General features: G+C 70.2%; 19 protein-coding genes. 8 read left to right on the top strand and 11 right to left on the bottom strand.

Annotated features, from left to right (window positions below; all coding sequences use genetic code 11):
• Positions 1-85 precede the first annotated feature (85 nt).
• On the top strand, positions 86-331 hold the full coding sequence (locus tag VME70_08615; GenBank protein HTW20257.1) for a DUF6458 family protein: 246 nt from the start codon (positions 86-88) through the stop codon (positions 329-331).
• Positions 332-349: 18 nt separating this feature from the next.
• On the opposite strand, the gene VME70_08610 is transcribed toward VME70_08615, so the two are convergent.
• Positions 350-1,759: an EAL domain-containing protein gene (locus tag VME70_08610; GenBank protein ID HTW20256.1), complete on the bottom strand. Its 1,410-nt coding sequence runs from the start codon at positions 1,757-1,759 to the stop codon at positions 350-352.
• Between the two features lie 159 nt (positions 1,760-1,918).
• Complete coding sequence (locus VME70_08605) at positions 1,919-2,113, bottom strand: hypothetical protein (GenBank protein ID HTW20255.1); 195 nt, start codon at positions 2,111-2,113, stop codon at positions 1,919-1,921.
• A 104-nt stretch (positions 2,114-2,217) separates the two neighbouring features.
• On the opposite strand from VME70_08605, the gene VME70_08600 reads away from it, so the two are divergent.
• The 3 genes from VME70_08600 to VME70_08590 all read left to right on the top strand — a co-directional run bounded on the left by VME70_08600 (position 2,218) and on the right by VME70_08590 (position 6,184).
• The gene (locus VME70_08600) at positions 2,218-3,519 is read left to right on the top strand and encodes an FAD-dependent oxidoreductase (protein ID HTW20254.1); all 1,302 of its coding nucleotides are present in this window, start codon (positions 2,218-2,220) and stop codon (positions 3,517-3,519) included.
• A gap of 98 nt (positions 3,520-3,617) precedes the next feature.
• The gene (locus tag VME70_08595; GenBank protein ID HTW20253.1) at positions 3,618-4,637 is read left to right on the top strand and encodes a GGDEF domain-containing protein; all 1,020 of its coding nucleotides are present in this window, start codon (positions 3,618-3,620) and stop codon (positions 4,635-4,637) included.
• Positions 4,638-4,699: 62 nt separating this feature from the next.
• Positions 4,700-6,184, top strand: coding sequence for a hypothetical protein (locus VME70_08590; protein ID HTW20252.1), 1,485 nt, complete (start codon positions 4,700-4,702; stop codon positions 6,182-6,184).
• A gap of 10 nt (positions 6,185-6,194) precedes the next feature.
• Here the strand turns inward: VME70_08590 and VME70_08585 are convergent, their stop codons facing one another.
• Genes VME70_08585 through VME70_08570 form a run of 4 tightly spaced genes read right to left on the bottom strand, consistent with a single transcriptional unit; the run spans position 6,195 to position 10,287 of the window.
• Positions 6,195-6,701: a hypothetical protein gene (locus tag VME70_08585; GenBank protein ID HTW20251.1), complete on the bottom strand. Its 507-nt coding sequence runs from the start codon at positions 6,699-6,701 to the stop codon at positions 6,195-6,197.
• A 12-nt stretch (positions 6,702-6,713) separates the two neighbouring features.
• A complete protein-coding gene (locus VME70_08580) occupies positions 6,714-7,526 on the bottom strand; it encodes a xanthine dehydrogenase family protein subunit M (protein HTW20250.1) in 813 nt (270 codons plus the stop codon).
• Positions 7,523-7,990: a (2Fe-2S)-binding protein gene (locus VME70_08575; GenBank protein ID HTW20249.1), complete on the bottom strand. Its 468-nt coding sequence runs from the start codon at positions 7,988-7,990 to the stop codon at positions 7,523-7,525. Before VME70_08575 ends, VME70_08580 begins: the two co-directional genes overlap by 4 nt.
• Positions 7,987-10,287 (bottom strand): xanthine dehydrogenase family protein molybdopterin-binding subunit, encoded by a 2,301-nt coding sequence (locus VME70_08570; GenBank protein HTW20248.1) that lies wholly within the window; start codon positions 10,285-10,287, stop codon positions 7,987-7,989. Before VME70_08570 ends, VME70_08575 begins: the two co-directional genes overlap by 4 nt.
• Positions 10,288-10,444: 157 nt before the next feature.
• Between VME70_08570 and VME70_08565 the strand changes: the two genes are divergently transcribed.
• On the top strand, positions 10,445-11,413 hold the full coding sequence (locus VME70_08565; protein ID HTW20247.1) for an alkaline phosphatase family protein: 969 nt from the start codon (positions 10,445-10,447) through the stop codon (positions 11,411-11,413).
• Here VME70_08565 and VME70_08560 read toward each other — a convergent pair whose 3' ends face one another.
• From VME70_08560 to VME70_08545, 4 genes are all read right to left on the bottom strand, one after another.
• Positions 11,414-12,484: a PQQ-binding-like beta-propeller repeat protein gene (locus tag VME70_08560; protein ID HTW20246.1), complete on the bottom strand. Its 1,071-nt coding sequence runs from the start codon at positions 12,482-12,484 to the stop codon at positions 11,414-11,416.
• A gap of 124 nt (positions 12,485-12,608) precedes the next feature.
• Positions 12,609-13,628, bottom strand: a complete 1,020-nt coding sequence (locus VME70_08555) for a GNAT family N-acetyltransferase (GenBank protein ID HTW20245.1) — start codon at positions 13,626-13,628, stop codon at positions 12,609-12,611.
• A gap of 3 nt (positions 13,629-13,631) precedes the next feature.
• Positions 13,632-15,860, bottom strand: a complete 2,229-nt coding sequence (locus tag VME70_08550) for a bifunctional diguanylate cyclase/phosphodiesterase (GenBank protein ID HTW20244.1) — start codon at positions 15,858-15,860, stop codon at positions 13,632-13,634.
• Positions 15,861-16,095: 235 nt separating this feature from the next.
• On the bottom strand, positions 16,096-16,908 hold the full coding sequence (locus VME70_08545) for a citryl-CoA lyase (protein ID HTW20243.1): 813 nt from the start codon (positions 16,906-16,908) through the stop codon (positions 16,096-16,098).
• Positions 16,909-17,048: 140 nt separating this feature from the next.
• Between VME70_08545 and VME70_08540 the strand changes: the two genes are divergently transcribed.
• Together VME70_08540 and VME70_08535 are read left to right on the top strand one after the other, a co-directional pair.
• Positions 17,049-17,540, top strand: coding sequence for a hypothetical protein (locus tag VME70_08540; protein HTW20242.1), 492 nt, complete (start codon positions 17,049-17,051; stop codon positions 17,538-17,540).
• On the top strand, positions 17,525-18,424 hold the full coding sequence (locus tag VME70_08535) for a hypothetical protein (GenBank protein HTW20241.1): 900 nt from the start codon (positions 17,525-17,527) through the stop codon (positions 18,422-18,424). Before VME70_08540 ends, VME70_08535 begins: the two co-directional genes overlap by 16 nt.
• A gap of 37 nt (positions 18,425-18,461) precedes the next feature.
• On the opposite strand, the gene adhP is transcribed toward VME70_08535, so the two are convergent.
• Complete coding sequence (adhP, locus tag VME70_08530; protein ID HTW20240.1) at positions 18,462-19,472, bottom strand: alcohol dehydrogenase AdhP; 1,011 nt, start codon at positions 19,470-19,472, stop codon at positions 18,462-18,464.
• A 214-nt stretch (positions 19,473-19,686) separates the two neighbouring features.
• Between adhP and VME70_08525 the strand changes: the two genes are divergently transcribed.
• On the top strand, positions 19,687-19,908 hold a 222-nt coding region (locus VME70_08525), incomplete at its 3' end, for a hypothetical protein (protein ID HTW20239.1).

Genomic DNA, 19,908 nt, shown 5'->3' with positions numbered 1-19,908 from the left:
GGTTGTTGAGGTTTGACGTCGTGCCCATGCGGGCAGCAACCGGGTATCGCCTCCGCGTGTGCGAGGCCGCGATCCGGGAGTGCACATGGGTATCGGAGTGGGTCTGTTCTTCATCGCGCTTGGCGCCGTCCTGACCTTCGCGTTACACGCGACTGTCAACGGCGTGAACCTTCAGATGGTTGGCGTGATCCTCATGGCGGTGGGCGCCGTAGGGATCGTCCTCGACCTCGTGATGTTTGCCCCGCGCCGTCGTTCGGTCCAAACCGTCGAGCGGGTTCCCTACTCGCAGTACGACGACGGCACGACGCGCGTCACGCACGTCGAGTCCTGACCTCCACCGGAACGGCGATCAGCTCGCCAGTGCCGCCTCGGTGACCGTGAGCGGCAGTGGCGCCGGCATCCCGAGGTGGTAACCCTGGCCGAAGCGGACACCGAGCGCCTTCAATGCATCGAGTTCGTTCGCGGTCTCGATGCCTTCCGCCACGATGCCGGCGCCGATCTCGGCGCCGAAGGCCAGCAGCGAGGCGGCGAGTGCACGCCGGGCGGGGTCGTCGTCGATGCCTCGGGTGATCCCGAGATCGAGCTTGATGAGGTCCGGCCGGAGGTTGAGGATGTGCCGGAGACTGGCGAAGCCGGCTCCCGCGTCGTCGACCGCTAGCCGCACCCCGCTCGCACGGAGCACGCGCAGCGCGCCGACGACCTCCTCGTAGTTGTCCACGCTTTCGTGCTCGGTGAGCTCCACCACGATGCGGTGCGCCGGTACGCCGCCGAGCAGCCGCTGCAGCTGCGGCGACAGGACCGCCGCCGGCGAGACGTTCACCGACAGGTAGGCGCCGGCCGGAAGGTCGTGCAACCGGCCGAGAGCGGCGCTGATCGCGGCCAGCTCGAGGTCGAGGCCGAGGTCCTCGGCGGCAGCGTCGGCAAACCAGACGTCCGGGGTCGGGTTGGGGTGGCCGGGGAACCGGGCCAACGCCTCGGCTCCGACGATGCGCCCGTTGTCGAGCGCCATGATCGGCTGGAACACCATCGAGATGCGCTGCCGGTCGAGTACGTCGAGCACGCGTTGCCGGCGTTGCGCCGCCACGGATGTGGCCGCCAGCCGCGCCGAGTGCCGGTCGGTGACATCGCTGAGGCACGTGACGACCGCCTCGACGCGCCCGTCCGGTCCGATTGCCGGTGCCGTGCTGAACGACATCCAGGTCGGCTCACCGGTTCCCTTGTCGACCCCGACGACCAGCTCGCGCTGCGGTTGGCCGGTCGCAAACGTCGCCTGGGGCGGGGTCAGGTCGGTGCCGCTCCACCGGCTGCCGTCGGCGTGCAGCAGCCGGCTGCGGAACGCGTCCAGGGCGGCTCCGCCGGCGAGCTCCGCCTCGCTCAGACCGAGGATCGTGCGGGCGGCGTGGTTGTAGGCGAGGAACTTGCCGTCCCGGTTCTGCATGTACACGCCGTCGATCATGTGGTCGAGCAGAGTGGTCTGCAGGCGCTCGAGCTCGTCGGCTCGATCGAGCTGGCGGCGCAGTCGCTCGCCGGTGGTGCGGTACTGCCGCACGAGCATCAACGCGGCGAGGACGTCAAGACCGGCCACGACGGCGATCGCGGCCATGGCGACGCCCGGATCCGTGCCGACCCCGACCGCCGCCACCGCGACGAGCACCACACTGAGGACGAGAACCGCGATCGAGGTCCCCGTACCGTGCAGCGGCTGACCTGGTGTCCGCCGGTGCACGTCGGTCGCTGCGTCCGGATCCTGCCCGCTCATCTCGACAACCGCCCGAGTGCTGCGCACGCCGACTGGATTCCGGCCACGGCGGCGCGACCGGCGTGCGGTTTCCCGTTGGGTATCGGACTGCGAGATCGGGCGCTTGACCCTCCGGCCGGGGGCCTTCGTCGGCCTACCGGCGCGTCCCTGCCGTGCGGCTCAGGCCGACTCGGAATGCCGGGCGGGTGTCCGGTGCTCGCACGGCAGGACCAGCTCCGTGCCCCAGACGCCGAAGTCGCTGGTCCCGAACTCCTCGAGCTCGGCGCACCAGCCGCAGAACCACACCAGTGCCACGCCGTGCTCGCAGCACTCGGGGCACAGCTCGGCGTCGATGCGACGGGTCTTTCTGGCCATCCGAGCAATGTACCGAGGCAGGCGCGGGATTCCGCGGACATCCACGCGCGCGCGGCGGATAGGTTCGGGAGACGGTCGGAGCCGAACGACGGAGGCGTTGGGAGATGACCCGCGATTGCGCTGCGGTGGTGATCGGCGCGGGAGTGGTCGGCTGCAGCATCGCGCTGGCGTTGGTGCGCGAGGGCCTTCCGGTGACCGTCGTCGACCGCGAAGGCGGACCCGGGCTGGGTTCGACCAGCGCATCCTCGGCCATCGTGCGGCTGAACTACTCGACCTTCGCCGGAGTGGCTGTGGCGTGGGAGGCGCAACACGAGTGGGAACGCTGGCCCGACATGATCGGCGTACCAGACCCGTCCGGCTTCGCCCGCTACCACAACACGGGCATGCTCTTCCTCGACACCCCTGGGTACGACGCGGACCTCGTCTGCACCCACTTCGACCGGCTCCGCGTTCCGTACGAGCGGCTGGATGCGGCGCAGCTGGGCGAACGCTTTCCCTACCTGTCCGCGGCCGCATACCACCCGCCGCGGCTGCCGTCGGACGAGCAGTTCTGGGCGGAGTCGAGCCGGACGCTCGGCGCCCTTTACATGCCACGAGGGGGATACGTCGACGACCCGAGCCTGGCCGCGCGCAACCTCTGGACGGCGGCGGAGGCGGCCGGGGCCCAGGCGCGGTTCCGGTGCGCCGTGACCGCGATCGAGACCGACCCGGCCGGTGTCGTCGGTGTCGCGCTCGACGACGGCACTGCGGTTGACGCCGGCATCGTCGTCAACGCTGCCGGTCCGCACTCCGGCGCGATCAACGCGCTCGCCGGCGTGCTCGAGGAGTTCCGGGTCCGCACCAGGCCGATGCGCCAGGAGGTGCACACCGTCGACGCACCGCCGGAGCTCGGCGGCGATCCGGGTCCGGCGGTCGGCGACGGCGACCTCGGGACGTACTTCCGCTCAGCACCCGGCGGCCGAATGCTGGTCGGTGGCGTAGAGGCCGAGTGCGACCCCATGGAGTGGCTCACCGATGCCGATGACTACGACGTGCATCCGAGCCCGGCGGCGTTCGAGCGTTACACCCTGCGGCTGGCCCGGCGGGTGCCGTCGGTCACGGTTCCGCACCGGCCCACCGGGCACGCCGGGGTCTACGACGTGTCCGACGACTGGATTCCGATCTATGACAAGACCGGGCTGCCCGGGTACTTCGTCGCCATCGGCACCAGCGGCAACCAGTTCAAGAACGCACCGGTGATCGGCTCGCTGCTCGCCGCCATCGTTCGCGACTGGCTGGCGGGCGGTGACCACGACGTCCGTTCCGTGCACTGGCGCGCGCCGATCACCGGCTCGGAGGTTGATCTCGCGCATTACTCGCGGCTGCGGTCGCCCAACACCGACAGCTCGAACTCGGTGTTCGCCTGAGCGCATCGGGTGTCGCACCCGAGCATGCGTTCGGGCGATCCGGCCGGTTCGCCCGAACGGGCTAAAGGCCGGGCCTTGGGTCGTCCGACATACCTACGGTGAAGCGCGTTCCGCGCGTCGAGTCGGTAGCGGAGGTCTTCCACAGCCCGCGCTCGGCGGTAGGCCAGGTGGCACTGGGTCGCGCCATGCTGCTCACCTGCGGCGTCATCGTGGGTACGACGATCTGGTCGCTGCACCCGACCAGGACCACTCCATACGCGCTGCTCGTCGTCAGCCTGGGCATGCTCGCGGTGTTCCTCTTCACGCCGTACCTGCCGTGGCGGGACGAGCCGTCGCGGATGCCGTTGATCTATCCGGTCAGCGTCCTGGCCGCGCTGACCGCGCTCGGCATCGCCGACGATGGCGCGGCGCTCGCCTACACCGGCTTCATCAACCTCTGCTTCGTCTACGTCGGGTTGACCCAGCCGCCGTTCACCAGCGTTGCGCTCGCTCCAGTCGCGTCTGCGGTCTGGCTGGTCGCCCAGGACTCCTGGTCGGCACTGGTCGCGATCCGGCTGGTGATCGGCGTGCTGATCTGGGTCCTCGTCGGCGAGCTGCTGTCCTTCCGCAGCGAGCGAGCCGCGCGTGACCGGCTGGTGCTCGCCCGGCACGCGCACATCGACTCCCTCACCGGCCTGATCAACCGTCGCGCGCTCGACAACCGGCTCACGACGGCGCAGGTCGGCGACACGATCGTGATGTGCGACCTCGACCACTTCAAGGCACTCAACGACCGTGAGGGCCACGCGGCGGGCGACCGGGTGCTCGCCGACTTCGGCGCATTGCTCACCGCGTCTCTGCGCGGCGAGGATGCGGCCGGCAGGTACGGCGGCGAGGAGTTCGTCCTGCTGCTGGCCGGGACCTCGCCCGAGGCGGCACTCGACGTGTTGATCCGGATGCGGATCCGCTGGGCGTCGATGCATCCGGGTCTCACGTTCTCGAGCGGCATCTCTGCGGTGACCGACTCGACGCCGGTGACGATCGCGCTGACGGCTGCCGACGAGGCGCTGTACACGTCGAAGCAGGCCGGCCGCAACTGCGACCACATCAGCTACCAGCAGATCGTCCGCGGCAACTAGCACCGCCGGCCGGTCCGGCCGATGCCCGGCGGTGCGTCAACTGCCCGTAGTACGGTGCGGCGATGCAGCCTCGCCGCCGCCTCGTCGCCGTCCTCGCCGGGTTTGCCGCCGCCGGATCCGGGCTCGCGCTCGTCCCGCTCGGCTCGACCGCGGCGGCCGCCGGCAGCTTCTGCTCGGTGAACTACACAGCCGGTACGACGATCACCTGGACCGGCAAGGGGGACGGCCACAGCTGGACCGATGCGTCGAACTGGTCGCCGAACACCGTGCCCGACCGCCACCAGACGACCGCGACGTACCAGACCCAGTACGTCTGTATCGGGGACGGCAAGGGCAGCAAACCCGCCGACGTCACGATCGGCGGCACCGATGCGTTTCACATTGCCGGAGTCGATGTCGGCGACGGCGCGACCCTCACGATCAAGCCCGGCGGGCGGTTGTTCCTCGGTGCGGCGACCGGTGACAAGACGGTTGCCTCCTCGGTCGACAAGCGCAGCACGCTTGACCTCGACGCCTCGACGCTCGGCGGCAACGCCACGCTGACCGTGCACGGCACCATGAAGTGGACCGGCGCGAAGGTCAAAGGCCACAAGCTGTTTGCGACTCAGACCTCGTCGGAGTGCGTGTTCGACCCGTCGACCAAGGGCTGCCCGGGCGACACCAAGCCGGGCGGCGGGGCGACCGTGATCGCGGCGGGCGGCAAGCTGCTCGTCAACGGCACGTCGTTCGGTGGCACGGAGCTCACCGCCTCGCGGGTCATCACACTGTTCGGATCCGCCACGTTCTCGGGCAACGGCTACGTCTCGATGGGCAACCACACCGAGCTGTTCGCGGAGCCGAAGAGCACGCTGCGGTTCGACGGCACCGGTGGGATCTACCGCGAGGTGGCCGGCAGCGTGGCCACCTCCCCGATCGTGATCGAAGAAGGCAACCTGGTCCGGGACGGCGGCGGCACCAACACGGTCGTGGTCGGCGTACCCGTGAGCTTCGGTTCGCGGCATCCGTCGTTCTCGGTGCTGCGCGGAGCGATCGTGATCAACCGCAACGCCGTGCCGAAGTCACCGGTGCACCGCGGCGGGCAGATCGGAGTCGGCAGCTGTGCTCCCGTGACGCTGGTGCTGTGCAAGCAGCCGGAGGCGACCGCCGCCGCGCCGGAAGGGGTGGTGCTCGCGACCTCGAGCGAGGCCGGCTCCCCGAAGGTGAACCACGTCGGGCTGAAGCTGCGGCCCGCTCCGGCTACCCTGCACGGTCACCGGACTCTGGGCCGTGCGGTCGAGGTCAGCGCCGCGACTGCGCACACGACGCACTCGACGCACTTGACGTTCGACTTCGACGCGACCACGCCCGGCGTGACGTCGAAGACCTCGCCGATCGTCTACCGCAACTCGCACAAGATCACCTTGTGCCGGGTGCACGGGCTGACAGCGAAGAACACCTCCTGCATCTTCTTCGTGAAGCACCTGCATGGCGGCGCGGCGACCAAGGGCGACCTCGAGCTCATGGTCATCACGATCCAGCCGGACGCGAAGTGGGTCGTCGCGCGCTGATCGGAGCGGTCTACTCGGAAAGCCGACCGGGCAGAAGCGACGGCTGCCTGACCTCGCGCTCGATCCAGCGCCGGGTCGGCTGGGGAAGTCGTGCCAAGAGCCAGTCCCGTTCGGCGTCGCGCAGCTTCAACGGGCTGCGGATCTTCTGGTAGCGAGCGGCGAGAACCGAGTCCTTCATCGGCCCGCCGCGCGCGGCGTCGGCGCGCAGCTCCTCGCGGTCGATGATCGGTACCCAGACCATCTCGAGATCGACGTACTGCGTGGTGAGACCCGGATCGCGCCAGTGCGGTCGGTCGCTGCGGTCGAAGCGGTAGATGAACCCGGCCGCCCAGATGCCCGGCCGCCACATCTCGCTGTGGTCTCCGGTCTGCCACAGGAAGGCGAGGTCGCCCTCGTGCACCTCGTTGCGGTTGACGTCGACCGACCACCTCCGGGGCGCTTCGGCGTTGGTCAGTCGGTGAATCGCGACCGTCTGCCGGACGTCCGGGTCGCCGGCAGGGAACACGAAGGCATTCACGATCCGCTCACCTCACGCAGCAACAGCTTCCAGTGCGCGGCGCGTGAGCACTCGGGCCAGGTGTCGCCGGTAGTCCTGGTCGGCGTGCATGTCGGTCACGGGCTCGGTGCCCTCGTGGGCGACCGCCGCGGCCTGCGCGGGCGAGGCGCCACCGGCGAGGGCGGCTTCCGTCGCCGTCGCGCGCAGTGGGCGGCTCCCCATGTTCGCGAGCGCAACCCGGCCGCCGGTGGTAGCGATGCCGACGATCGCCCAGTCGTTGGCGCGGCGCACGAACTTCTCGTAGTGCGCCTTGGCTCCCGGGTTCCGGGGAATGCGGACCTCGACCAGCATCTCGTCGGACCGCAGCGCGGTCTCGAAGTAGCCGAGGAAGAACTCCGTCGCCGGCACCGAGCGCCGGCCGCCAGGACCCTGCAGCACCAGGGTCGCGTCCGCCGCGAGGACCGCGGCGGGTAGGTCCGCAGCGGGGTCCGCGTGCGACACCGAGCCGCCGATCGTGCCGCGATGCCGGATCTGCGGGTCGCCGACATGGGCCGCGGTCAGCGGGATGAGCGGCGCCTCGGCCCGCAACAGGTCTGAGCCGACCAGGTCGCAGTGCCGGGTGAGCGCACCGATCGCAACGTCGTCGCCCTCGGTCCGGATGTACGCCGCGTCGCGCACCGGACGGACGTCGATCAGCACCGACGGGAAGGCCAACCGCAGCTTCATCATCGGAATCAACGAGTGGCCGCCGGCGATGAGCTTCGCGTCGTCCCCGTGCTCGGCGAGCAGGGCAACCGCTTCCTCGACCGATCCGGCGCGGACGAGGTCGAAGGCCGGCGGGATCATCGTGCCGCCAGCTGTTCGGCAGCGGTCAGAACCGAGCGCACGATGTTGTGATAGCCGGTGCAGCGGCAGATGTTGCCTTCCAACCCTTCCCGTACCTCCTGCTCGCTCGGGTGCGGGTTCTCGCCCAACAGCGAGACCGCTGCCATCACCATGCCCGGCGTACAGAACCCGCACTGCAGACCGTGCTCCGCGCGGAACGCGGCCTGCACGGGATGCATGTCGGCGCCGTCGGCGAGGCCTTCGAGCGTTGTCACCGCGGCACCATCCGCCCGCGCGGCCAGCTCCGTGCACGACTTGACCGACTCGCCGTCGACGAGAACGGTGCACGCGCCGCACGACGTCGTGTCGCACCCGACGTTGGTCGCTTTCAGACCGCACACGTCGCGGAGGTAGTGAACGAGCAACAGCCGTGGCTCGACGTCATCGGTGCGGGTCGTGCCGTTGACCGTGATCGAGACGTTCATCGGTTGTCCTTTGCGGCTGAGATTGCGTGCCAGACACGCATTGGGCTGGTCGGCATGTCGATGTGGCGGACGCCGAGGTGGGCGACCGCGTCGATGACCGCGTTCTGCACCGCGGGCGTCGCACCGATCGTGCCCGCTTCACCGATTCCCTTTGCCCCCAACGGGTTGTACGTCGTCGGTGTCTCTGTCGTGACGAGCTCGAAGCTCGGCAGCTCGGTCGCGGTGATGATCGGGTAGTCCGCGAACGTGGTCGTGGTCGGGTTGCCGTCCTCGTCGTAGAGAACCTCCTCGACCAGTGCTTGCGCGGCCCCCTGGGCCAGGCCGCCGTGTCGCTGGCCCTCCGCGAGCAGCGGGTTGACAAGAGTGCCGGCGTCGTCGAGGGCGATCAGGCGGGTGAGCACCGCCTTGCCGGTCTCGACGTCGACCTCCGCGACCGCGATATGGGCGCCGAACGGGTAGGTCGCGCCCGGCGCGCTGAAGACGGTGCGTACCTTCAGCGGCTCCTTCTCGGCGAGTGCAGCCCAGGTGACCCTCGCGCTCGGGTCACCGCGTACGGCGAGCCCGGCGATGTCCAGGTCGACGACCAGGTCCTCCGGTGCAACCTCCAACTCATCCGAGGCGCGCCGGCGGGCCACCTCGATCAGCTCGAGCGCGGCCTGGCGCACCGCCGCGCCACCCTGCTGGAGGCTGCGCGACCCACCGGTGCCGCCACCCTCGGGTACCAGGTCGGTGTCGCCCCACTTGACGGTGATGTTCTCGACCGGGATGCCCAGCTCGTCGCTGGCGAGCATTGCCCAGACGGTTGCGTGCCCTTGGCCGTGCGGCGAGGTGCCGGTGAGGATCGTCGCGGTGCCATCCGGGTGGATCTCGACCGTCGCGTTCTCGGACGGCGGCCCGGACTCGTCGCCGCCGCCGGTGATCTCGACGTAAACGCTCAGGCCGATGCCGAGCTGCTTGGTGTCACCGCGTTCGCGCCGCAGCGCCTGCTCGCGCCGCAGCCCCTCGTAGCCGGCCGCGGCCAGGATGGTCTCGAGCGCCATCGGGTAGTCGCCGGAGTCGTACAGCGCGCCGCCCTTGGTGGACAGCGGCTCGGTGAAGGCGGGCAGCAGGTTGCGGCGGCGTACCGCCGCCGGGTCCATGCCGATCTCGGCGGCGAACAGGTCCATCGCCCGCTCGATGACGGCGGTGGCCTCGGGACGCCCGGCGCCGCGATAGGCGCCGAGCGGCGTGGTGTTGGTCACCACGCTCACGAACGACAGCTCGACCCGGTCGATGTCGTAGACCGCAGGCGCCATCAGCAGGGTCAGGCTGGGCAGCACCGCGCCGAACCGCGGGTAGGCGCCGCTGTCCTGCAGCACGTGCAGCTTGTACGCCTTGACGTTGCCGTCCCGGTCACCGCCGATGCTCACGGTCTGGACCTGCGCCCGGCCGTGGGTCATCCCGACCATGTTCTCGGAGCGGGTCTCCGCCCAGGTGGTCGGGCGGCCGAGCCGGCGCGCGGCCCAGCCGACCAGTGCCGCCTCCGGGTCCGCACCGAACTTGGCGCCGAACGCCCCGCCGACCGCCGGAGTGATGACGCGAACCTGCTCGAGCGGGAGCCCGAGCATCTCGCCGACGGACTGCTGGGTGCTCTGCGCGCCCTGGTTCGGGATCCAGGTCGTCAGCCGCCCGTCCGCCCAGACCGCTGCCGCGCTTCGGCTCTCCAGCGGCGCAACGGCCACTCGCTGGTTGAGGACCTCCTGCGTGATCACCACCTCGCAGTCGGCGAACAGGTCGGCCTGCTCATCGGTGTCGCGGCGGAGGACGACGTTGTCCTCCATCGCGGGGAAGAGCAGCGAGTCGCCGGTCAGCGCGTCCTTCGGATCGATCACCGGGGGCAACGGCTCGTAGTCGACCTCGACCAGCTCGGCGATGTCCTCGCCGCTGTAGCGGCCCTCGTGCACGACGATCGCGACCGGTTCTCCCACGAAGCGGACCCGATCGGTGGCCAGCAGCGGCTGCGCGACCTGCTCCGGGTACATCGGCAGCATCGGCTTCTGGGCGGGTACGTCGGTGAGGTCCTCGGCCGTGAAGACGGCGACGCAGCCGTCGGCGGCGAGCGCCGCCGAGGTGTCGATCGAGGTGATCCGGGCATGTGCGATCGGTGCGCGGACGAAGGTGATCCTGGCTGCGTTCGCGAGTCGTTCGTCGACCAGGTCCTCGGTGTAGACCGCGCCGGTCGTCAGGAACTCCGGGTCCTCGACCCGGCTGACCCGGGTGCCGAGAATGCTGCCGCGGGGCGGGCCCACGGTCGTCATGCCCGCCGTGCCGGAGGTCTGTCCATGCCGGTCCCTTCGATGGCAGTCGCAGGCCCTTCGATCCGGCGGCCTGCGACCTGATGAGCGCCCCGGCGCCCTGTGCGTGACATTAGTAGAGCGCGGACATATAACCGGACGGGGCAGGGATCTTCCGGAGGTGGCAGGCCCGCTGAGTCGCATCAGTCTCCCCGCGCTCGTCGGATCGACCTTTGCCGCCCTGGTCGTCGCCGGTTGCGCGCCGACCGCTTCGACCGGCGCGCGGCCGGGTGGCGGGACATTGCCGGCCGGCGGCTCGGCCGGGTCCGCCTCTGTGGTCGGGCCGGACAGGCATCCGGGTCGCAATCCCGCGGTTCCCCGGCCCGCGCACACGATCGTCGTGATGATGGAGAACCACGGCTACTCGCAGATCATCGGCAACCCGCAGGCGCCGTACCTCACTGGGCTCGCCCGCAAAGGCGCATCCTTCACCCACTCGCTCGCGATCACCCATCCGAGCGAGCCGAACTACCTCGCGTTGTTCTCCGGCTCGACCCATGGGGTCACGAGCGACTCGTGCCCGCACACCTTTGCCGGACGCAACCTCGGCTCCGAGCTGCGTGCCGCCGGCAAGCGGTTCGTCGGGTACGCCGAGAGCCTCCCGCACGCCGGCTATACCGGCTGCTACGTCGGCGTCTACGCGCGCAAGCACGTCCCGTGGGTCAACTTCTCCGACCTGCCCGCGTCGACGAATCAGCCGTTCCGTGCGTTTCCGAAGCGGTTCGCGAAGCTGCCGGCGCTGTCGTTCGTGATCCCGAACCTCAACCACGACATGCACAACGGCACGATCGCGCAGGGTGACAGCTGGCTGCGGACCCACCTGGGCCGCTACATCCACGCCGCGATGCACCACAACGGGCTGGTGATCATCACGTGGGACGAGAACGAGGACGTGGTGCCGAACCAGATCCCCACGATCATGGTCGGCGCCGGCGTCAAACCAGGCAAGTACGCCGAGCGCATCGACCACTACCGCGTGCTGCGGACGCTGGAGGCGGCCTATGGCCTGCATCCGCTGGGCGAGAGCAAGCACCGCAGGCCGATCACGAACATCTGGCGCCGTGCCGGTACGAAGTCAGCCGGTGCCTAGTCAGACGAAGCGCTTGATCAGGGCGCCGGTCGAGTAGTGCAGCTCGGCGAGGGAGTTGTTCGCCGGGCTCACGACCCAGATGTGCGTGCCGAGGAACGCCAGGCCGGTCGGGTTGGCGAAGTGCGGGTTCGGCTTGTTCGTATTGCACTCGTACCAGTCGCCGTCGGCTGTCTTGGTCTCGACCTTGGTCACCATCGGGCTCGACCCCGGCGGGCTGACCACGAAGACCTGCTTGCCGTGCCCGGCCACTACGGTCGGGCCGTCGAAGCCGTAGTTCGCGTTGTTGCTGGAGTTCGTGATCACCTGCACGAGCTTCCCGTCCGTCCGCAGCTCGGTCACGGCGTTGCTGGCCTGGTCCGACACCCAGATCCGGCCGCCGGCATACGCGATCCCGGCCGGTGTCGCGAAGCCGTCGGCCTTCGCGGCGACCCGCCGCACGAAGGTCCCAGTGGCCAGCCGGAACGCGCTCACCGACCCGCCCTGGTTGGCGACCCACACCGTGCCGGCGTGAACCGCCAGCGCGATCGGGTGGTCGAGCCGCAAGCCCGACGCGGTGTGGTTCGAGACCACGCGCACGAGATCGCCGGTCGCGGCGTCGATCACGGTGACCGTGTTGCTGGACCGGCTGGCGACGACGACATCGGCGCCCGCCACGGTGATCGCGACCGGGTCGTGCAGCCGGTATCTGGAGCCGCGCACCACGCGGACCAGCGCGCCGTTGCTCGCACGGAGCTCGGTGACCCGGCCGGCCCGGCTCAACACCCAGACCCGGCCGCCGGCCGCGGCGATCGCGTCCGGCCGGCCGAACCGGTACTTCGCCGCGGCGAGGACACCGAGCGGCGCTCCGCCGGCACCGGCCATCGTGACCGAGTTGCCGTCCCGGTTGGCGATCCAGAGCCGGCCGCCGGCCGCGGCGATCGCCGCCGGCCGGTCGAAGTGGTAGCTCGGGGCGGCGCCGACGGCGTCGCTCGCGCTGACCGCCGCCGAGGTCGAGGCCGCCAACGTGGCCAGGCCCAGCAGCCTCGCTGCTCGGGCCGCCGCCGTACGACCGGGCTTTCGCGATCGACTCATCTGCCCACCCCGTCGGTGTGTCGTGACCGGTCAGATCACGGTACGGCGGCGCGGAGCACCTGGTGAGCCGCCGCGCGGGTGATGCCCGCCGGTCAGCGGGCCGGCCGGTCGGCGCGGACGCAGGTCAGATCCGGCCGCGAACAACGACCAGCGGGTCGAGGTCGTTCGCGGCGAGCAACGTCTCCGGGGCGACCGCCGTCATCCAGTCGAAGACATCGAAGCTGGCACCCTCCAGCGCGCGTTCGAGCATCGCCGCCTCGAGCACCCGGCCGGGGGAGTAGCGCGCCCACCGGTCCACGTAGCGCCCTTCGAGCACGCGGTACGACCGGCCGTCCTCGATCCCGAGCACGTAGGCGGCCAGCTGGCCGTCGAGGCGCAGGGTGGCCAGCCGCAGCCGGCCGCTGGCCGCGAGCGCAAGTACGCGCCGGTGCCAGAGCCGGCGCCGGTCGGGCTGGTCGAGCGGGCTCAACCGGCCGCCGGCGTGGTCGCGGTCGCGGCAGATACTTTCGAGCAGCGGGAGCGCGGTGGTGATCTCCGGGCCTTCACCGGTCACGTCGATCGCCCATTCGAGCCCGTCGGCCTTCATGCGGTTGCGCGCCTTGCGCAGCGTTCGCTCGACGCCGTGGCTCATTCCGATGCCGTTCGGATGCCCGGCACTGACCACGGGCACGGGCTGGTGCTCGATGGTCAGCCCGATCGGCAGCTCGCGCAGGAGGGATGCGAGAGCCGGGCTCTGCCCAACCGGTCCGAGGGTGAAGTCCCGAGGGGCTCCGAGCAGTGCATCGGCGAGCGCGATCCCGAGCTCGGTGGCGGCCGTCTCATCGACCGCGAGCAGCGCACCGCGATGCCCTTCAGCGGTGCCGGCAAGCGTGGTCCGGCACAGGGTGCCGGGTACGTCGAGCAGGACCGCCGCCGCCACCAGCCGGTCGCCCGCCGTCACACCGACCATCCACGGCTGCTCGTCGGCCGCCGGCTTGACCACGCTCGCGGCCAGCCAGGGCCAGCGGGCGGTGACCGGCGTGCCGGGAACGCTCTCCGCGAGGATGGCCAGCCGAGACGCCTCGGCGACGACCGTCGTCACGCCGTACTTCACGTGACGCTGGAGGACGGGCGCAGCATGCAGGCTGCGTCCAGGTGCGGTCATGGGCTATGCCCCTACTTTCAGGTCGGCGGTGTCGAGAGTGGCCTCGTAGGTGCACAGCCACGCCTCGAACTCGGCGACCGGCAGTGCCTGGCTGAAATAGAAGCCCTGAGCCTCGTCGCACCCGGCGTCGCAGAGCCGGCGTGCGGTGATCTCGTCCTCGACCCCTTCGGCCACCATGCGCAGACCGAGGGAGTGAGCGAGGTCGATCGCGGACTGGACGATGGCGAGCGATCGCTCGTCGGCGCCCATCGTCGCGATGAACGACCGATCGAGCTTGAGCTCATCGATCGGGAGCTCGCGCAGGTAGGCGAGCGAGGAGTAGCCGGTTCCGAAGTCGTCGACGGCGACCTGGATGCCGATCCGGCGCAGCTCGTCGAGGATGTGCCGCGCACGGTCGCGGTCGCTCATGATCACGTCTTCGGTGATCTCGAGGATCAGCAAGGAGGAGTCGAGACCGCGTTCCACCAGCATGCGCTCGAGCCGCTGCGGCAGCTCGATGTCGACCAGCGAGGACGGGGACAGGTTGACCGCGACCGGCAGGTTGGTGCCGTTGGCCACCCACGACTGGACCTGGTCGAGGGACTGCTCGAGCACCGCGACCGTCATCTCGTGCATCAGGCCGGAGTCCTCGACCAGCGGCAGGAACGACGCCGGCAGCAGCAGCCCCTTGGTCGGGTGGTTCCAGCGCACCAACGCCTCGACCGACAGAACGCGGAAGCTGCTGGCGTCTACCTTCGGCTGGTAGTGCATGGTCAGCTGGCGGTCGACGATCGCCGTACGCAGATCGTCGATGAGGTGGAGCCGGTCGCGCCCGTCGACGTCGTCGCCGGTCCGCGAGAAGACGCTGTAGCCGGTGCGCTGCGACTTCGCGCGGTACATCGCGATGTCGGCGTGCCGAAGCAGCGAGGACATCTCGAGGCCGTGGTCGGGTGCGATCGCGACGCCGATGCTGCCCGTCATCCGCACGCACACGTCCTCGAGCCCGAACGGCATTGACAGTGCCTCGCGGATGTCGAGTGCCACTCGCTCGGCGAGGGTCTGGTCGGCGTGCAGCAGGAAGACGGCGAACTCGTCGCCGCCGAGGCGAACCATGAGCGAGTCGCTGGCGGGCACGGTGTCGGTGATGCGGCGCGCGACCAGCCGCAGCAGCTCGTCGCCGGCGTGGTGGCCGAGGCTGTCGTTGACCTCCTTGAACCGGTCGAGGTCGAGGAGCAACAACGCGGCTTGCACGTCCGGCTCGCAGAGCACCTGCTCCGAGCGGATGTAAAGCGCGCGCCGGTTGCCGAGCTCGGTGAGGTCGTCGGTCAAGGCGAGCTGATGGCTGTCCGCGAGGTTGGACGCTTCCTTGAAGGTGACGAGCAGCCGGACCAGCGCGACGACGATCGTGGCGGCCGCGAGGCCGACGGCGACCGGGTGGATCTTGCCGTACACCAGCAGGGCGAGCGCGGTGAGAGTCGACACGACGGGTACGGCGAGCAACGACCAGCCGGACAAGCGAAGACCCGCGAGTCGGTCCGGCCAGCCGGGCGCCATCGCCATGATCATCGTTCCGGTCACCCACAGGGCGTCGTTGAGGCCGCCCGGCTGGTACGAGTTGTGCGCGGTCAGGACGGTGTAGACGCCGTCCGCCACGAGAAAGCAGAGCAGGCCGCAGGCCAGGAGCCACATGCCGACCGGCGGGCGCCAGTGGTACAGCGAGAGCGTCGCGACCAGCGTCAGTAACAGCACGAGGTCGAGGAGCGGATAGGCGGTCGTGGTGATGACGGCCGCGGTGCTGCCGGTGGTGGTCGACAGCACCGGGCCGAGAATGGCGGCCGCGGCGCCTGCCGTCGCGGCTAGGCCTCCGACGATTCCATCGAGCCAGAGGCTGAGGCTGAAGCGCTTGAAGTGCTCCCGGACCATGAGCACGAGCGCGATGAACGCGCAGGGGATGAAGCTGAGGAACAGCGCATCGGCGAGTGAGGGGAAAGGTTCAGGGTTCAGCGGCCGGATGAAGATCGTCCAGTAGATGTTCCCGCCGCCGTAGAGCGCGAGGCCGATCGTGAGAATGAACCAGCTCGGCCGAAACGTCGTCGCTTTTCGCGCCCGCTCATAGCAGACCGCCGCGGACATGGCGTAGACGAAGTTGTTCAGGAAGCCGTCGAGGTAGAGGTTGTAGCCCGGGTGCGGTCGTACGCCGGGAATGGTGGAGATCACGAAGGCGGCGAGCGCCACCATGGCGACGGTCGTCACCACGTGGCTGCGCTGGATACGCGCCACCAAGAACCCCCTCTCCCAGTCCCTCCTCCTCCATCGGCCCCGCGTCGTCCTCCGTGTTCGGCCGAGGATGACCAACGGCCTCGCCCAAATGCACCAACACTTACTGCGCCGTCCGTGTGAGGCGACGCCTCGGATATGCGGCGAAGCGCGCAAAACGGCGTCGGGCGCGATCCGGTGCCCGGATTGCGGCGGATTGCGGCGAGCCGCGCTAGCGAGGGTCGAGTGGGACCTCGCGGGCGCGGCCATCGATCTCGGCGTACATCTGCCCGGCCACCGGCCGAGCCCGCTCCTCGGCGAGCTGACCGAGCAGCCCGGCGGTCCTGGCCAGCAGCGCCACGCCGCGCAGCAGATCGACCGGGAGCCCGAGGTCGGCGAGCGCGGCTCCGCACACGCCGGCGCCGTTCAGCGGGAGCGTGCGGCCGAGGACCTCGGGATGGATGCGTCCGATCGCCTCGAACAGCGCCAGATGTGGGCCGTACGTCGACTCCTCGCGGGCGATGGCGATCAACCGCGGCGTGCGTGGGTCGACCGTCTTGTGCACCGGGTGACCGAGACCCGGCACGTACCCGCCCGCGGCGCGACCGGCGCCGAGGACGTCACGGGCCAGCGCGTCCCAGCCGGCCGCATCGTCGGGCAGGGAGTCGCTCGGCCCGATCGCGTCGGCCAGGAAGCGAGCCGCGTCCTCAGTGACGCCGAGGTAGCGGGCGCCGCCGCCGAGCAGCCCGGCGGCGACCGCGCCCTGCAGCGCGTCCGGTGCGCTGAGGTAGGTCATCCGCGCCGCGATCGCGGTGGGCGTGAACCCGTGGTCGGCGAGCGCGACGAGCACGGCTTCGAAGACCCGCACCTCGGACGGTGTGGGCCGGCGCCGGGCGAGCAGCCAGAAGGCGAGCGCACCGAAGCCGACCCGTCCCATCAGCTCCTCGGCCAGGTCCTGGTTGAGCAGTCGGATGGCCGTCGGGGTCGAGATGCCGAGCGACGTCGGATAGCCCTCCGCGAGCGGGTCCGGTCCGGAAGCTGTCATGACCCGATCCCACCAGATCGCGGGCGGCTTCGCCGCCGTGGCGGGCTGCTGCCGGTCCAGCGGGCGGGTGGGCCGGCTCCCGCTGGTGCGCTGGCTGCGACCTGACGGCGGGGGTGCTTCCTGCGGCGTAGGTTGTGCGCGTGGTCGCCGACACCGCGAACGCGGCCGGGCGTTCGGTCGCCGGCACCGGTTGTGATCCCACGACCGTCGACTCACGCGGGCGGCTGACCCGCATGGTCCTGGTCGTCGTGGCGCTCGGGCTGTTGCTGTACGGATCGGTCGCGGGCACCGATGACATGTTTCCGTTCGGCCCGTTTCGCATGTACGCCGGCTACTACCCGCCGGACGGCGTGATCACGTCGAACCTTCTGATGGCACGCACGGCCGCGGGCCGGGACGTGGTCGTCACGCAGAGCGACATCGGGCTCGCGCGCGGTGACATCGAGGGCGAGCTCGGCGCCTACGAGGCGGATCCGGCCCGGCTGGGTGCGCTCGCGCAGGCCTACCACCAGCGGCACCCGGCGGCGTCGCCGTACATCGCGCTGTGGATCGAGCAGACCAGGTGGCAGCTGCACGACCGCGCGGTGGCCGGCAAGACCGACGTCACGCTGGTGAGATGGCGCGCGTCGTGAGCAATGTTCGTGTCCGCCGCGCCGCTGCGGCGATCGAGGGGTGGTGGTTCACCCCGCTGCCGCTCGGCCGGGTGGCCGCCCTTCGCGTCATCGTCTACCTGTTCTCCTGGTTCGACGTCTTCGTCTACTCGCCGCAAGTCACCGAACGCGCCGACGTCTCGAGTGCCTACAAGCCGGTTGCCGTCGAGCGGTTCCTGCACCTGCCGACCCCGACCCATGCACTGGCGCTCGCCGTCCAGATCGCCGTGCCGTGCTGCGCGACGCTCGCTGCAACCGGCCGGGCGCCGCGCCTGCTCGGCTGGCTCACGTTCGCGCTGTACTTCGACTGGCTGCTGATGGGCGACTCATACGGCTATGTGCCGCACGATCGGTTCGCGTTCCTCGTTGCGCTCGCGGTGCTGCCGACGGTTGGGCCGGCCCGACGCGGTGACCGGGCCAGGTCCGAGCGCGCCGGGTGGGCGTTGCGCTGCATCCAGGTCGCGGTGGTCGCGACCTACGCGCTCGCGCCGTGGGCCAAGTTTCGTTATGGCGGGTTCGACTGGGCCAACGGCGCCGTCCTCACCTGGGCCATCCTGCGTCGCGGCACCGCGCTCGGCACGCCGCTGCTGAAGGCGCCCCAGCTGCTGCACGTCGCGCAGTGGGGCATCCTCTGCGGCGAGCTGGTCTCGCCGGTCGTGCTCTTCCTACGCGGGCGAGGGGTCTACCTCGCGGTCGCGGCAATGCTTGCGTTTCATCTCATGTCCGAAGCCACGATCACGATCAGCTTCCTGCCGCACGTGCTGTGCATCGGCGCGTTCCTGCCACTGGAACGACTCGGCGAGGTGCCGGGTTGGGTGCGCGCGCGGCTGGGTGGCCGCGCGCTCGCCCAACCCGATCCGGCGTAGCTGCGCGCCGAACGGCGCGCTCGACCACGTGTTCAGGTCAGAACTGGAACACCAGTCGCGCCGGAACCCGCCCGCTCAGCACCTCGTCGAAGCAGGCGTTGACGTCGTCGAGCTTGCGTTCCTCGGCGACGATCCGCGTCTTGCCGGCCGCGTGCAGCTCGAAGACCTCCGCGAGGTCGGTTCGCGTGCCCACGATCGAGCCGATGACGGAGATGCCCTTCAGCACCGTCTCGAAGATCGGCAGCGCCAGCTCGTTGTCGTGCGGAAGCGCGACGAGGACGAGCCGGCCGCCACGCTTGAGCGAGTCGAAGGCCTGTCGCATCGATGCCGGCGACACGGCGAGCGCGATGGCAGCGTCGGCACCGCCGAGCGCCTGGATGGCCGCGACCGGGTCCTCGTTGGCTGCGTTGACGGTGTAGGCGGCGCCGAGCTCTCGGGCGAGCGCCAGCTTGCTCTCCTCGATGTCGACCGCCACGACCCTCGCGCCCGCGATCTGCGCGTACTGCTGGGCGAGGTGGCCGAGGCCACCGATCCCGAAGACCGCGACCAGGTCGGAGGACCGTGCTGCCGAGACCTTGACCGCCTTGTACGTCGTCACGCCGGCGCAGGTGAGCGGGGCGGCGTCGAACGAGGACACCGCGTCGGGCACCGGCACGACATAGTCCGCGGCCGCAACGGCGTACTCCGCGTAGCAACCGTCGACGGAGTACCCGCTGTTGGTCTGGTGCTCGCAGAGGGTCTCCCACCCGTTGATGCAGTACTCGCAGCGGCCACAGGCCGAGCCGAGCCATGCGATCGCGACCCGCTGACCGATCCGTGCGGGGTCGACTCCTTCTCCTACCGCCTCGATCAGCCCAACGCCCTCATGCCCGGGAACGAACGGCGGCGTCGGTTTGACCGGCCAGTCGCCGTGCGCGGCGTGGATGTCGGTGTGACACAGCCCGCTGGCCTCCATCCGGACGAGGACCTGGCCGGGACCCGGCTCCGGAACGGCTCGCTCCTGGATCTCGAGCGGCTGGGTGAACGATGTGACGACGGCGGCCTTCATGGCGATCCTCTCTTCCTACGTCAAGCGAGCTCCACGCTCGCTCTTGCGTTCGGCCGCCGCCAGAGGAGTTGGTCCCGATTCGGGTCATGAGGCTGCGATCCTGATGGCCGAGGGGTAGGCGGGCGGGACCCGATCGGCTCGTTGACAGGTCGCGAGCAGGCTGCGACGGTTTGTCCAACTCATCCACTCAGGGGCGGAGAAGGGGGAATCAGCGATGAGCATCGAGGGCGAGTTCCCGACCGAGATCGGGCTTGGGGAGGTCGAACCCGCCCTCTCGGGGTTCGGTGAGGCGGCGGTCGACGAGGGACGCGCGATCGAGGAGTACGAGAGCGGACTCGTCCAAGGCGCCGAGCAGTTCGGCGAGGGGGAGCTCGGGGCGGCCGCCGATGTGGGCGAGGGCGTTGTCCATGGCGCAGAGGCGCTCGGCAGTGGGATC

The sequence above is a fragment of the Mycobacteriales bacterium genome (assembly GCA_035504215.1).
Lineage (GTDB): Bacteria > Actinomycetota > Actinomycetes > JAFAQI01 > JAFAQI01 > DATAUK01.
The sequence above is the reverse complement of the archived record's forward strand: the minus strand, read 5'-3'. Positions and strand labels throughout refer to the sequence as shown.

Bases quoted from the DNA above. Each gene is read 5' to 3' on its own strand.
- VME70_08575 (HTW20249.1), bottom strand. From the start codon at position 7,990: ATGAACGTCTCGATCACGGTCAACGGCACGACCCGCACCGATGACGTC.
- adhP (HTW20240.1), bottom strand. From the start codon at position 19,472: ATGAAGGCCGCCGTCGTCACATCGTTCACCCAGCCGCTCGAGATCCAG.
- VME70_08535 (HTW20241.1), top strand. From the start codon at position 17,525: ATGGCGCGCGTCGTGAGCAATGTTCGTGTCCGCCGCGCCGCTGCGGCG.
- VME70_08555 (HTW20245.1), bottom strand. From the start codon at position 13,628: ATGACCGCACCTGGACGCAGCCTGCATGCTGCGCCCGTCCTCCAGCGT.
- VME70_08560 (HTW20246.1), bottom strand. From the start codon at position 12,484: ATGAGTCGATCGCGAAAGCCCGGTCGTACGGCGGCGGCCCGAGCAGCG.
- VME70_08590 (HTW20252.1), top strand. From the start codon at position 4,700: ATGCAGCCTCGCCGCCGCCTCGTCGCCGTCCTCGCCGGGTTTGCCGCC.
- VME70_08545 (HTW20243.1), bottom strand. From the start codon at position 16,908: ATGACAGCTTCCGGACCGGACCCGCTCGCGGAGGGCTATCCGACGTCG.
- VME70_08605 (HTW20255.1), bottom strand. From the start codon at position 2,113: ATGGCCAGAAAGACCCGTCGCATCGACGCCGAGCTGTGCCCCGAGTGC.
- VME70_08580 (HTW20250.1), bottom strand. From the start codon at position 7,526: ATGATCCCGCCGGCCTTCGACCTCGTCCGCGCCGGATCGGTCGAGGAA.
- VME70_08615 (HTW20257.1), top strand. From the start codon at position 86: ATGGGTATCGGAGTGGGTCTGTTCTTCATCGCGCTTGGCGCCGTCCTG.
- VME70_08570 (HTW20248.1), bottom strand. From the start codon at position 10,287: ATGACGACCGTGGGCCCGCCCCGCGGCAGCATTCTCGGCACCCGGGTC.
- VME70_08600 (HTW20254.1), top strand. From the start codon at position 2,218: ATGACCCGCGATTGCGCTGCGGTGGTGATCGGCGCGGGAGTGGTCGGC.
- VME70_08610 (HTW20256.1), bottom strand. From the start codon at position 1,759: ATGAGCGGGCAGGATCCGGACGCAGCGACCGACGTGCACCGGCGGACA.